The sequence below is a fragment of the Pedococcus sp. P2_D7 genome (assembly GCF_056404295.1).
Map to the genome: position 1 here is coordinate 170240 of NZ_JBFUEH010000008.1, position 12717 is coordinate 182956.

Here is a 12717-nt window from a genome sequence, read left to right on the forward strand (position 1 = left end):
CCGTGAGCAGTGCCACCGCCGCACCCCCGCGGGCGCGGACCGGGTCGCGCGCCTCGGTGACCCAGGACGAGCCGGGCCGGGTCGGCGGCTGGCTCCAGCGGCTCGACTCCCCGGTGACGAGCTACTACGTGCTGCTCAGCGTCACCATCGTGCTCGTGGTCATCGGGCTGATCATGGTGCTGTCCGCCTCGTCCGTGAAGTCCCTGGTGCAGACCGACAACGCGACGCCCTACGTCTACTTCCGCAAGCAGCTGCAGTTCGCCGCGATGGGCGCGATCGCCATCATCGTCGCCGCGCGGGTGCCCCTGCGCGCGTGGAAGGCGCTCTCGGTGCCGATCCTCGTGGGCGCCCTCTTCCTCCAGCTCCTCGTCTTCACGCCGCTCGGGGTGTCGGTGAACGGCAACCGCAACTGGCTCGCCGTGGGTCCGATCTCGCTCCAGCCGTCGGAGTTCGCCAAGGTCGGGCTCGTCCTGGTGGGGGCCACGGTGCTGACCGCCAAGCGCAAGCTGCTCGGCCGGATGGCCCACGTGGTCGTCCCGTTCCTGTTCCCGGTCTCGGCCGTCACGATCGGCTTGGTGCTGCTCGGTCACGACCTCGGCACCGTCATGGTGATGGGTGGCATCGTCGCGGCCCTGCTGTTCGCGGCTGGGGTGCCGCGCCGGATGTTCGTCTACGGCGGGGCGCTCTTCGGTGCGCTGGCGGTGACGATGGTCCTGACGAGCGCGAACCGGCTGCAGCGGTTCGACGTCTGGCTCGGCAAGGACACCAACCCCTACGGCGGCTACCGCCAGACCCTCCACGGCCGCTACGCGCTGGCCGACGGCGGCTGGTGGGGTGTCGGGCTCGGAGCCAGCCGCGAGAAGTGGCAGTGGCTGCCCGAGGCGCACAACGACTTCATCTTCGCGATCCTCGGCGAGGAGCTGGGGCTGCCGGGCACCCTCGTGCTGCTCGGGCTGTTCTGCGCCCTGGCGCTGGTCTGCTACCGCATCGTGTTGCGCTCCAACGACACGTTCGTCCGGGTCGCCACCGCCGGGGTGATGGCCTGGATCGTCTGCCAGGCCACCATCAACATCGGCGCGGTCATCGGCCTGCTCCCCGTCATCGGTGTGCCGCTCCCGCTGGTGTCCTACGGCGGGTCCTCGCTCATGACCACGATGTTCGCCCTCGGCATGCTGCTGTCCTTCGCACGCCAGGAGCCCGGCTGCCGTGAGGCGCTGTCGGCGAAGCCCTCCGTGGTCCGCCGCTCCCTTGCTGTCCTGCCGGGGCGTCGGGGACGTCGCTGATGTCCGCTGACTCTCCCTCGTCGGTCCTGCTGGCCGGTGGTGGGACGGCTGGTCACGTCTCCCCGCTGCTCGCCCTGGCCGACTGCCTGCGCCGCCGCGACCCGGACATCCGCGTCACCGCGCTCGGCACCGAGTCGGGCCTCGAGGCGCGGCTGGTCCCCGAGCGCGGCTACCCGTTGCTGACCGTGCCGAAGGTGCCCCTGCCCCGCAGACCCTCCGGAGACCTGCTGCGCCTGCCGGGCAACCTGCGCGCCGCCGTCGCTGCGGCCGAGCAGGCCATCGCCGACACCGGGGCCCAGGTCGTCGTCGGCTTCGGCGGCTACGTCTCCACCCCCGCCTACCTTGCGGCCCGGCGCCGGCACGTCCCAGTGGTGGTGCACGAGCAGAACGCCCGCCCAGGGCTCGCCAACCGCCTCGGGGCGCGGATGACGCGGTTCGTCGCGACCACGTTCGCGAGCACCAAGCTCGCCCATGCCACGGCCATCGGCATGCCGCTGCGCCGCGAGATCACCCAGCTCGACCGGGTCGCGGCACGCCCCGAGGGGCTCGCGCACTTCGGGCTCGACCCCCAGTGGCCCACCGTCCTCGTGACCGGTGGCTCGCTCGGGGCGCAGCGCCTCAACACGGCCTTCGAGGCCCGCGTGGACGCGTTGCGGGCGTCGGGGGTGCAGGTCCTGCACCTGACCGGCGCAGGCAAGGAGTTCGAGGTCGCCACCGGCGGTCCCGGAGCCCCCTACGTCGTCGCGCCCTACGCCGACCGCATGGACCTGGCCTATGCCGCCGCCGACCTCGTGGTCGCGCGCGCCGGTGCCAACACCGTCTGCGAGCTCACGGCGGTCGGGCTCCCCGCGGTCTACGTGCCGCTGCCGATCGGCAACGGCGAGCAGCGGTTCAACGCTGCTGACGTCGTGGCCGCAGGTGGTGGGCTGCTGGTGGAGGACGCGGCGCTGACCCCGGCGTGGATCGACAGCACCCTCGTCCCGCTGGTGTCCGACCGCGACCGCCTCGACGCCATGGCGGCGGCGTCGGCCGCCACGGGGGAGCGGGGCGCCGACGAGTTCCTCGCCGACATGGTCCTCGCTGCCTACGCGGAATCCGTTGCGGGGCAACGATGAACGGCGCCAACGACCGCTTCGACTTCACCGCGCCCATCCCTCCACTGGAAGAGCTCGGGGCGATCCACTTCATCGCCATCGGTGGCGCCGGCATGTCTGGCGTGGCCCGCGTGATGCTCGCCCGCGGCTGCTCGGTGAGCGGCTCCGACGCGAAGCAGTCGCCGGTGCTCGCCGCCCTGGCCGCCGAGGGGGCCGACGTCCACGTGGGCCACGACGCGGCATACGTGCAGGGCAAGGACACCGTGGTGATCTCCTCGGCGATCCGCGAGTCCAACATCGAGCTCGTGGCCGCACGCGCTGCGGGTCTCCGGGTGCTGCACCGCTCGCAGGCGCTGGCCAGCACGATGGCCGACTCGCGCCGGGTCGCCGTCGCAGGCGCCAACGGCAAGACGACGACGACCTCGATGCTCACCGTGGCGCTCCAGCACTGTGGCATCGACCCGTCGTTCGCGGCGGGCGGGGAGCTCGCGAAGCACGGCACGAACGCCCACTGGGGGACCGGCGAGGTCTTCGTCGCCGAGGCCGACGAGAGCGACGGCTCGTTCCTCGTCTACCGACCCGAGGTCGCGGTCGTGACCAACGTGCAGCCCGACCACCTCGACTTCTACGGGAGCTTCGAGCGGGTCAGGGAGGCGTACGCCTCCTTCGCCGCCACGATCCTGCCCGGTGGCCTCTTGGTCGCCTGCGAGGACGACGAGGGCTCCCGCGAGCTCGCCCGGCTCGCACGGGCAGCAGGCACCCGCGTGCTCACCTACGGCTGGTCGACCGAGGCCGACGTCGTCCTGCGGGGCGAGGTGTTCCGCGGCCTGATGGGCCGCGTGACGGTCACCGGCCAGGACGGCGTCGACCGCAACCTGCGGATCAACATCCCGGGGCGACACAACCTCCTCAACGCGGCGGCCGCCTACACCGTGGCCGTCGATGGGCTCGGCCAGGACCCCACCCGCGTCCTCGACGGGCTGTTCGGGTTCACCGGCACGCGGCGCCGGTTCGAGCCCAAGGGCTCGGCGGCCGGGGTCTCCGTGGTCGACGACTACGCGCACAACCCCGGCAAGGTGGCCGCGGTCGTCAGCACCGGTGCCGAGCTCGTGGGTGAGGGCCGCCTCGTCGTGGTCTTCCAGCCGCATCTCTACTCACGCACCCGTGACTTCGCCCGGGAGTTCGCCGCGGCCCTCGCGCCCGCCGACGTGGTCGTCCTGATGGAGGTCTATGCCGCACGGGAGGACCCGATGCCCGGGGTCTCCTCCCAGCTCGTCGCGGACGCCCTGCGCGAGCTCCGTCCCGACGCCGACGTCTCGGTCGTCTCCTCCTGGTCGGCCGTGGCCGGCCACGTGGCGGGGCTGGTCCGCGCCGACGACCTCGTCCTCACCGTGGGTGCCGGGGACGTGACGATGATCGGGCCCGAGATCCTGCGCGCCCTCGGCCAGGCATGACCCAGCACCCCCGCTCCTCGGGTCACCGGACCGCCACGCGCACCGGGCTCGCGTCGTCCCGAGCCAGGTTCCAGCGTCGCGCCCACGAAGTGCGACAGCGTCCCCTCCGGCTCCTCGGGTATGCCGCGGCGGCCGTCGTCGTGATCGGTCTGCTCGGGTGGGTGGTCGGTTTCAGCCCGGTCCTGTCGGTGCGCACCGTCGAGGTCGTGGGGGTCCCCGAGTCGGAGGTCGCCGCCATCCGCACGCTGGCGAAGGTGCCGGTGGGCCAGCCCCTGGCACGGGTCGACAGCGCCGCCGTCGCGGCGCGGGTGGCGGAGCGGGCCACCGTCGCCGATGTGTCGATCGAGCGTTCCTGGCCCAGCACGCTGGTCATCCACGCGAGTCCCCGCCAGCCCTTCCTGGTGGTCAAGAACCCTCAAGGTCAACTACAGGTTGTGGATGAGACGGGGGTCGCGTACGCCCACGTCACCAAGGCTCCGGCCGGGGTGCCGACGGTGAATGCCGCGACCCAGGCCGCCCTGTCGCACGACGCCCTCGCGGCGGCCGTCAGCGTGGTGAAGGTGCTGCCCGCGACGACGCAGAAGCGGGTCAGCAACGTGACGGTCAGCAGCGCGAACCTGGTCACGCTGAAGATCGGGCGCACCTCGATCGTCTGGGGCGGGGTGAACGAGCCCGAGCGCAAGCTGGCCATCATGACGGCGTTGCTCAAGGGCAACCCGAAGCTCATCGACGTCAGCGCTCCGAGCACGCCCGTGACCCGCTGAGGGGCCAGTGGGGGAGGGCGTCAACCAGGCCCGGCTCGGCGTGTCAGAATGGTGCGAATGAGGCTGGTGTGACGGGTGTGACGACCAGTCCGGACCGCGTCGGAAGAAACCGCGAAATCGGGTGAATCCGTGCTGCGACACGCGGTCGACCTTGTTGCCTGCACCCCATGCGGCGCATAGCGTCGGCGGCGTCGAATGGTGGGCCCGACCTCAACGCAAGGTAACCCTCAACTAGACGTCGAGGCAACGCGACCCGCCCACGACTGCACGATCTCGCACCACCGCCGCACTGTTCACCCCATCGCTCCACCACCAGCCCCACCACTAGCCCCACCACCAGCCCCACCACGGACTTCGTCCGCAGGGACGACCACCACCAGCACCGCATTCAGGAAGGCCCACCGCCGTGGCAGCACCGCAGAACTACCTGGCCGTCATCAAGGTCGTCGGCATCGGCGGTGGTGGCGTCAACGCCATCAACCGCATGATCGAGGTCGGCCTGAAGGGCGTCGAATTCATCGCCATCAACACCGACGCGCAGGCGCTGTTGATGAGTGACGCGGACGTCAAGCTCGACGTGGGTCGCGAGCTCACCCGTGGCCTCGGTGCCGGTGCCGACCCCGAGGTCGGCAAGAAGGCCGCCGAGGACCACGCGGAGGAGATCGAGGAGGTGCTCAAGGGCGCCGACATGGTCTTCGTCACCGCCGGTGAGGGTGGTGGCACGGGCACCGGTGGTGCGCCCGTCGTCGCCAAGATCGCCAAGGGTCTGGGCGCCCTGACGATCGGTGTCGTCACGCGACCGTTCACCTTCGAGGGTCGTCGGCGGGCCAACCAGGCCGAGACCGGCATCGCGAACCTGCGCGAGGAGGTCGACACCCTCATCGTCATCCCCAACGACCGACTGCTGTCGATCAGCGACCGCACGGTCAGCATGCTCGACGCCTTCCGCTCCGCCGACCAGGTCCTGCTCTCGGGTGTCCAGGGCATCACCGACCTGATCACGACGCCGGGCCTGATCAACCTCGACTTCGCCGACGTCAAGTCGGTCATGCAGGGAGCCGGGTCGGCCCTCATGGGCATCGGCTCGTCCCGCGGTGACGACCGGGCGGTCCAGGCCGCCGAGCTCGCCATCTCGAGCCCGCTGCTCGAGGCGAGCATCGACGGCGCCCACGGCGTCCTGCTCTCGATCCAGGGTGGCAGCGACCTCGGTCTGTTCGAGATCAACGAGGCGGCCCGACTGGTGCAGGAGGCCGCCCACCCCGAGGCCAACATCATCTTCGGTGCGGTCATCGACGACGCCCTCGGTGACGAGGTGCGCGTGACCGTGATCGCCGCCGGCTTCGACGGCGGCGCCCCGCTCAAGCGCGAGAACGACCGCGCCATCGGCCAGATCCAGGGCTCGCAGCGCGCCGCCCAGGAGACCGCCGGGCATTCCGCGGCGGCCGCAGCGGCTGCCGCGCCTGCCCCCCAAGCTGCCCAGGCTGCCCCCCAGCCTGCCGCCCAGCCTGCCGCCCCGGCCCGCGCGGTCGAGGACGGCCCGGTGACGACGTCTCAGCCCAACGGGGTCGAGCCGGTGGCACCGCGCGAGCCCGCCGGTCGACCGCCGCGGACCGTCACCTTCGACGAGGGCGACGACCTCGACGTCCCCGACTTCTTGAAGTGAGCAGAGCCTGAAGTAGTCAGGCACCATTCTCGCCGACAGGGGCGCCGGACCGAGCTGGTCCGGCGCCCCTGTCGTAGGTTGGGCCGGTGTTCTACTGGCGCCAGCAGACTGGTCGTGTGTCGTGGGCCTTCACCGACCGTGAGGGTGGCCGCAGCGCCGGCGACTTCGACTCCCTCAACCTCGGCGGCCACGTGGGTGACGACGCGGCGGCGGTGGAGGCCAACCGAGCTGCGGTGGCCACGGCGACCGGCGTGCGACGCGACCACCTGCTCTTCATGCACCAGTGTCACGGGGCGGACGTCGTCGTGGCCGACGGACCATGGGACGCCGGTGGTCCGCCTCCCGCCGACGGGGTGGTCACCGCCACGGCCGGGCTGGCCCTGGCCGTGCTGGTCGCCGACTGCACCCCTGTCCTGCTCGCCGACGTCGACGCCGGAGTCGTCGGTGCGGTGCACGCGGGTCGCCCGGGGATGACGGCGGGGATCGTCGACGTCGCGGTCGAGCGCATGCGTGGGCTCGGCGCCCGAGCCCTGAGTGCCGTCGTCGGGCCGTCCATCTGCGCCCGCTGCTACGAGGTGCCGGAAGAGCTGCGGGCAGCGGCCACGGCCGTGGCGCCGGAGGCCTCGGCGCGCTCGTGGTCGGGCACGCCCGCGATCGACGTGGCCGCAGGGGTGGTCGCCCAGCTTGTCGCGAACAACGTTGCGGTGCAATGGGTTCCGGGATGTGCGCGCGAGGACCAGAGGCTGTTCTCCTATCGTCGCGAAGGTCGCACGGGACGGTACGCCGGTGTCGTCGTGGCTGGTGCGCGGTGAGCTCGGACGCGGGTCGCCGCGCCGAGCTCGAGCGCAACCTCGCCACCGTGCACGCCCGCATCAAGGCCGCCTGCGACCTCGCGGGACGCGACCCCGCCGAGGTGTCGCTGGTCGCCGTGACCAAGTTCTTCCCGGCCGGCGACGCAGACCTCCTCGCCGAGCTCGGGGTCACCGCGATCGGCGAGAACCGTGACCAGGAGGCCTCGGCCAAGGTCGCCGAGCTGCGACGACGGGCCGACCTCGAGGTGCACTTCATCGGTCAGCTCCAGACCAACAAGGCGACCTCGGTCGTGTCGTATGCCGATGTCGTCGAGTCGGTCGACCGCCCCAAGCTCGTCGCGGCCCTCGACCGCGCCGCGGCGTCGCGAGGGGTCCGGCCTGCCGTCCTGGTGCAGGTCTCGCTCGACGAACCACCCGAGCGGGGTGGGGTCGAGCCCGGGGGAGCGTTGGCCCTCGCCGACCAGGTGGCCGCCTGCGAGCACCTCGAGCTGCGGGGGGTGATGGCGGTGGCACCCCTCGGGGGTGACCCCGACGCGGCCTTCGCCCGCCTCGCCGAGGTGGCCCGCGGCATACGAGAGGCGTATCCCGAGGCGACGTGGGTCTCGGCGGGCATGAGTGGCGACCTCGAGGCGGCAGTCGCGCACGGCGCGACACACCTGCGTGTCGGAAGCGCAATCCTCGGTTCTCGCCAGTCACACCGGTAACTTCAGTCCCGACGAAGGTGACCTCGCGGATCGATGTCCGTCGCACGGGGAAACGCTGACAACGGTAGGCACGCAAACCAAAGGGAGCTCGCACATGGCTGGGGCGCTGCGCAAGACGATGGTGTACCTCGGGCTCGCCGAGGATGACGAGCGCTATGACGGGTACGACGAGTACGACTACGACGAGCCTGCCCGGCAGGAGGCACCGGCCGAGCGCTCGGCCGCCGTCACGCCGCTGCCGCAGCGCACGCCCGTGGCCAGGGTCGTCCGCGATGTCGAGGTGGGTGCCCTGAACCGCATCACCACCATCCACCCGCGCACCTACAACGAGGCCAAGAACATCGGCGAGAGCTTCCGTGACGGCACCCCCGTCATCATGAACCTCTCCGACATGGACGACTCCGACGCCAAGCGCCTCGTCGACTTCGCCGCGGGTCTCGTGTTCGGTCTGCACGGCCAGATCGAGCGGGTCACCTCGAAGGTCTTCCTGCTGTCGCCGGCCCACGTCGAGGTCTCGGCCGAGGAGGGCCCGGCGGCTCCCACGGCCGCGCGCGGCCTGTTCAACCAGAGCTGACCCGCACCGCCCGCGCCCAGCCCGCCATGACAGGGTGAACCCATGCAGCTGCTGGGTGACAACATCATCGCGAGCGTCCTTCGCTTCGCCGTCTTCCTCTTCTTCGTCATCCTGCTCGGGCGCCTGGTTCTTGACTGGGTGCAGGCGTTCGCCCGTGACTGGCGGCCGCGTGGCCCGCTGCTGGTCGTCGCGGAGTTCATCTACACGATCACGGACCCGCCCCTCAAGGCGCTGCGCCGGGTCATCCCGCCCCTGACCCTCGGCACCCTTCGGCTGGACCTGGCCTTCCTCGTCCTGATGGTCGGGACCTCTCTGCTGATGACCATCCTCTAGTCGTCGCCGAATCCTCTAGGCTGGCCCCTGACCCAGACTCTGGGATGCTTGACGCGCACCGCTGTTCCGGTGTGCTGCTGTTCGACCCGCACTGTTGCTTGACCTGCTCTGCTCATGCCAGCCAACCGAGGTGACTACATGACGCTCACGCCTGAGGACGTCCTCAACAAGAACTTCACGCCGACGCAGTTCCGGCGTGGTTACGACGAGCGCGAGGTGGACGACTTCCTCGACGAGGTGGTCGCCGAGATGCGCCGCATCGTCAAGGAGGGCGACGACCTCCGAGACCAGCTCAACGACTGCCGCCAGACCAAGGGCATGCCCACCGTCGCCAAGGCCGACCCGAACGCCGCCGCCACCAAGGCCGCGGACGCGAAGGCGGCCGAGGAGGCCGAGGCCAAGGCGAACCGCGAGGCGCAGGACCGGCTCGCCGCGATCGCCGCCAAGGCCGAGGAGGCCGAGAAGGCAGCCCAGGCGCGGATCGCCGCGGCCACCGCGAAGGCGGAGGAGGCCGAGAAGATCGCGCAGGCGCGCGCCGACGAGGCAGAGCAGGCCGCCCAGGGCCGGATCTCCGACACGGAGAAGGGTGCGCAGGAGCGCGCCAAGGCCGTGGAGGCCCGCGCCAAGGAGGCCGAGGAGCGCGCCGCAGCCGCGGAGCAGCGCCTCACCGAGGCCCAGCAGCAGGCCGAGGAGGTGCAGCGTCAGGCCGAGGAGGCCCAGCGCCAGGCTGACGAGGCCCGCCAACAGGCCGAGGAGGCCCAGCGGGTCAGCGCCGAGCAGGTCGCGGCAGCTCAGGCCGCCCAGCAGGAGGCGGAGCAGGCAGCAGCGCAGGCAGCAGCGCAGGCGGAGCAGGCAGCAGCGCAAGCGGCCCAGCAGGCAACGCAGGCGGCCCAGCAGGCATCGCAGGAGCAGGCGGCCCCGGTCGAGCAGAGCGCCCCCGTGGCCCTCGGCGCGGCTGCGGCCGGCGGGGGCGCCAGTGCGGCGGCCCTGCTCGAGATGGCCCAGCGACTGCACGACGAGCACGTCGGCCAGGGTGAGTCCACCCGTGACCGGCTCATCTCCGAGGCCCAGGCACGGCACGACGAGCTGGTCGGCGAGGGGCAGAACAAGCACGACGAGCTCCTCTCGGTCGGTCAGAACCGTCACGACGAGCTGCTCGCCACCGCGCAGAACCGTCACGACGAGCTCGTCAGCGAGGCCACGACCAAGCACGAGCAGATGATCACCGAGGCGCGCGAGCGGTCGACGGGGATGGTCCACGAGGCGCAGCAGAAGAAGGCGCAGATCCTCGAGGAGCTCTCCCGCGAGCGCAACCTGCTCGAGAAGAAGATCGACGAGCTGCGCACCTTCGAGCGCGACTACCGCGCGCGGCTCAAGCACTACATCGAGGAGCAGCTCGCTGACCTCGAGCAGACCGGTGTGGAGCCCGCGGAGGCCGGCGACGACGAGTCGCAGGGCGACGAGGAGCAGCACTCCGACCAGCAGTAGTCAGCCGGTCGGTCACTGGCAGCAGGGCCTGACGAAGGGCGCTCACCGCATCGCGGTGGGCGCCCTTCGTCGTCCATCGGCCCCGCCGCTGCAACGGATTCGGCACCAATCGCGTTTTGGCGTTGAGTACGCAGCGTCCAGCGCTTATCCTCACCGCACCTGTGAGCGCTCGTCTAGGAGCGCCATGCGACCGAGGGGCCGGGCACATCATGGTTCAAAAGGCGAGAGCCGCAACGAAGTCTGCACCAGCCAGCAAGGCTTCCAGCGCCACCAGGACCACCCCCGCGAAGAAGGCTGCGCCCGCGAAGAAGGCTGCGCCGGCCAAGAAGGCTGCGCCGGCGAAGAAGGCTGCGCCCGTGAAGACGGCCGCACCGGCGAAGACGGCCGCACCGGCCAAGAAGGCCGCACCCGTGAAGAAGGCCGCACCAGTCAAGAAGGCCGCGCCCGCGAAGAAGGCCGCGCCCGCGAAGAAGGCCGCGCCCGCGAAGACGGCCGCGCCGGCGAAGAAGGCGGCACCGGCGAAGAAGGCGGCACCGGCGAAGAAGGCCGCACCCGCGAAGAAGGCGGCACCCGCGAAGAACGCCGCCCCCGCCAGGAAGGCCGCACCGGCCAAGAAGGCCACGCCGGTGAAGCGGACCAGCGCAGCCACCAAGGCCGCGCCGCGCTCGCTGCGCGTCCGTGACGACGAGTCGCCCTGGACCGCCAAGGAGCTGCGCGAGATCCGCACCGAGATCGAGGCGGACGTCGCGCACCTGCGCCAGGAGATCACCGTGGCCGAGGCCGACCTGGTCGGCCTGATGCGCGACGCCGGTGACGGCGCCGGCGACGACCAGGCGGACGCCGGGGCCAAGACCTTCGAGCGCGAGCAGGAGATCTCGCTGGCCAACAACGCCCGCGAGATGCTCGACCAGAACCTCCACGCCATCGAGCGCCTGGACGACGGCAGCTACGGGATCTGCGAGTCCTGCGGCAACCCCATCGGCAAACTTCGCCTTCAGGCCGCTCCTCGTGCGACCCTATGCGTGACATGCAAGACGAAGCAGGAGCGCCGCTGATCGCGGCCCACGAATCCCCCTCCACCCCTCAACACCCCACCGACCGCCGCGGCCTGTTCGCCCTGCTCGTGGGCTCGGCCGTCGTGGCCTACGCCCTCGACCAGGTCACGAAGGCCTGGGCACTGTCCGCCCTCGACGTCGGGTCGCCCGTCAACGTGGTCGGCGAGCTGATCCGGCTCAACCTGATCCGCAACGCCGGCGCCGCCTTCTCCATCGGTGACAACGCCACCTGGGTGCTGACCCTGATCGCCTTCGGCGTGCTCGTGGTCATCATCCGCACATCCCGCAGGATCGGCAGTCGCGGGTGGGCCTGGGCGCTCGGCCTGCTGCTCGGCGGCTCGCTGGGCAACCTCACCGACCGGATGACCCGTGAGCCGGGCCCCGGTCGGGGCCACGTCGTGGACTTCATCGACTACTTCGGCTTGTTCATCGGCAACGTCGCCGACATCGCCATCGTCGGCGCCGCCCTGCTGATCGGGCTGCTGGCCCTGCGCGGCATCGGTGTCGACGGCCGGCGCCCCCACCACGGACGACACGAGGCCGCAGAATGAGCGATTCCCTGACCGACGCCAGGACCCTGTTCGTCCCCGACGGCCTCGAGGGGGAGCGGGTCGACGCTGCCTTGGCCCGCCTGTTCGGGGTCTCGCGCACGAAGGCCGCCGACCTGGCCTCCGCGGGCGACGTGCAGGTCAACCACAAGCAGGCCGGCAAGTCCGACCGGGTCAGTGCCGGCGACCTCCTCGAGGTCGCGCTGCCGGCCAGCGAGCAGAGCCCGACCCTCAAGGTGATCGCCGAGCCCGTGCCGGGGATGAGCATCATCCACGACGACGACGACCTCGTCGTCGTCGACAAGCCCGTCGGGGTCGCGGCCCACCCCAGCGTCGGCTGGACCGGCCCCACCGTCGTGGGCGGCCTTGCTGCCGCGGGCTACCGGATCGCGACGAGTGGTGCGAGCGAGCGGCAGGGCATCGTGTCCCGGCTCGACGTCGGCACGAGCGGGCTCATGGTGGTCGCGAAGTCCGAGTACGCCTACAGCGTCCTCAAGCAGGCGTTCCGCAGCCGCTCGGTCGACAAGAAGTACCACGCGCTGGTGCAGGGCCTGCCGGACCCGGTGGTCGGCACCATCGACGCCCCCATCGGTCGGCACCCCAACCACGACTACAAGTTCGCGGTCATGGAGAAGGGCAAGCCGAGCGTCACGCACTACGAGGTGATCGAGGCCTTCCGGGCGGTCTCCCTGCTCGACATCCACCTCGAGACCGGCCGCACCCACCAGATCCGGGTGCACTTCTCGGCGCTGCACCACCCGTGCGCCGGTGACCTCACCTACGGCGCGGACCCGAAGCTGGCAGCCCGGCTGGGCCTGGACCGGCAGTGGCTGCACGCCGTGGGCCTCGGGTTCGACCACCCGGGCACGGGCAAGTACGTCACCTTCGAGAGCCCCTACCCGCCCGACCTCGCGCAGGCGCTCGACCGCCTCTGAGCGGCCCGCG

General features: G+C 71.3%; 14 protein-coding genes. 13 read left to right on the top strand and 1 reads right to left on the bottom strand.

Annotated elements, in window-relative coordinates; translation table 11 throughout:
- The first annotated feature begins 2 nt into the window (after positions 1-2).
- From ftsW to AC1DWJ_RS18555, 10 genes are all read left to right on the top strand, one after another.
- On the top strand, positions 3-1283 hold the full coding sequence (ftsW, locus tag AC1DWJ_RS18510; protein ID WP_457253028.1) for a putative lipid II flippase FtsW: 1281 nt from the start codon (positions 3-5) through the stop codon (positions 1281-1283).
- Positions 1283-2398: an undecaprenyldiphospho-muramoylpentapeptide beta-N-acetylglucosaminyltransferase gene (gene murG, locus AC1DWJ_RS18515; protein WP_477621620.1), complete on the top strand. Its 1116-nt coding sequence runs from the start codon at positions 1283-1285 to the stop codon at positions 2396-2398. The genes ftsW and murG overlap by 1 nt, the downstream gene beginning before the upstream one ends.
- Complete coding sequence (murC, locus tag AC1DWJ_RS18520) at positions 2395-3831, top strand: UDP-N-acetylmuramate--L-alanine ligase (protein WP_477621621.1); 1437 nt, start codon at positions 2395-2397, stop codon at positions 3829-3831. Before murG ends, murC begins: the two co-directional genes overlap by 4 nt.
- The gene (locus AC1DWJ_RS18525) at positions 3828-4595 is read left to right on the top strand and encodes a cell division protein FtsQ/DivIB (RefSeq protein WP_477621622.1); all 768 of its coding nucleotides are present in this window, start codon (positions 3828-3830) and stop codon (positions 4593-4595) included. Before murC ends, AC1DWJ_RS18525 begins: the two co-directional genes overlap by 4 nt.
- A 406-nt stretch (positions 4596-5001) precedes the next feature.
- Entirely contained in the window at positions 5002-6258 is a 1257-nt protein-coding gene (ftsZ, locus tag AC1DWJ_RS18530) for a cell division protein FtsZ (RefSeq protein ID WP_477621623.1), read from the top strand.
- A 116-nt stretch (positions 6259-6374) separates the two neighbouring features.
- On the top strand, positions 6375-7070 hold the full coding sequence (gene pgeF / locus AC1DWJ_RS18535; RefSeq protein WP_457253018.1) for a peptidoglycan editing factor PgeF: 696 nt from the start codon (positions 6375-6377) through the stop codon (positions 7068-7070).
- On the top strand, positions 7067-7774 hold the full coding sequence (locus AC1DWJ_RS18540; RefSeq protein WP_477621624.1) for a YggS family pyridoxal phosphate-dependent enzyme: 708 nt from the start codon (positions 7067-7069) through the stop codon (positions 7772-7774). The genes pgeF and AC1DWJ_RS18540 overlap by 4 nt, the downstream gene beginning before the upstream one ends.
- Before the next feature lie 94 nt (positions 7775-7868).
- A complete protein-coding gene (locus AC1DWJ_RS18545) occupies positions 7869-8348 on the top strand; it encodes a cell division protein SepF (RefSeq protein ID WP_056920685.1) in 480 nt (159 codons plus the stop codon).
- A gap of 42 nt (positions 8349-8390) precedes the next feature.
- Complete coding sequence (locus AC1DWJ_RS18550; protein ID WP_457253013.1) at positions 8391-8681, top strand: YggT family protein; 291 nt, start codon at positions 8391-8393, stop codon at positions 8679-8681.
- Between the two features lie 138 nt (positions 8682-8819).
- The gene (locus tag AC1DWJ_RS18555; protein WP_457253011.1) at positions 8820-10169 is read left to right on the top strand and encodes a DivIVA domain-containing protein; all 1350 of its coding nucleotides are present in this window, start codon (positions 8820-8822) and stop codon (positions 10167-10169) included.
- A gap of 214 nt (positions 10170-10383) precedes the next feature.
- On the opposite strand, the gene AC1DWJ_RS18560 is transcribed toward AC1DWJ_RS18555, so the two are convergent.
- Positions 10384-10791, bottom strand: coding sequence for a hypothetical protein (locus tag AC1DWJ_RS18560; protein ID WP_477621625.1), 408 nt, complete (start codon positions 10789-10791; stop codon positions 10384-10386).
- 4 nt (positions 10792-10795) lie between these two features.
- Here AC1DWJ_RS18560 and AC1DWJ_RS18565 point away from each other — a divergent pair, with 4 nt between their 5' ends.
- The 3 genes from AC1DWJ_RS18565 to AC1DWJ_RS18575 are packed head-to-tail and all read left to right on the top strand — an operon-like array spanning position 10796 to position 12707.
- On the top strand, positions 10796-11224 hold the full coding sequence (locus tag AC1DWJ_RS18565; protein ID WP_457253009.1) for a TraR/DksA family transcriptional regulator: 429 nt from the start codon (positions 10796-10798) through the stop codon (positions 11222-11224).
- Positions 11197-11775, top strand: a complete 579-nt coding sequence (locus tag AC1DWJ_RS18570; protein WP_477621626.1) for a signal peptidase II — start codon at positions 11197-11199, stop codon at positions 11773-11775. Before AC1DWJ_RS18565 ends, AC1DWJ_RS18570 begins: the two co-directional genes overlap by 28 nt.
- A complete protein-coding gene (locus tag AC1DWJ_RS18575) occupies positions 11772-12707 on the top strand; it encodes an RluA family pseudouridine synthase (protein WP_457253006.1) in 936 nt (311 codons plus the stop codon). Before AC1DWJ_RS18570 ends, AC1DWJ_RS18575 begins: the two co-directional genes overlap by 4 nt.
- The last annotated feature ends 10 nt before the right edge of the window (positions 12708-12717 follow it).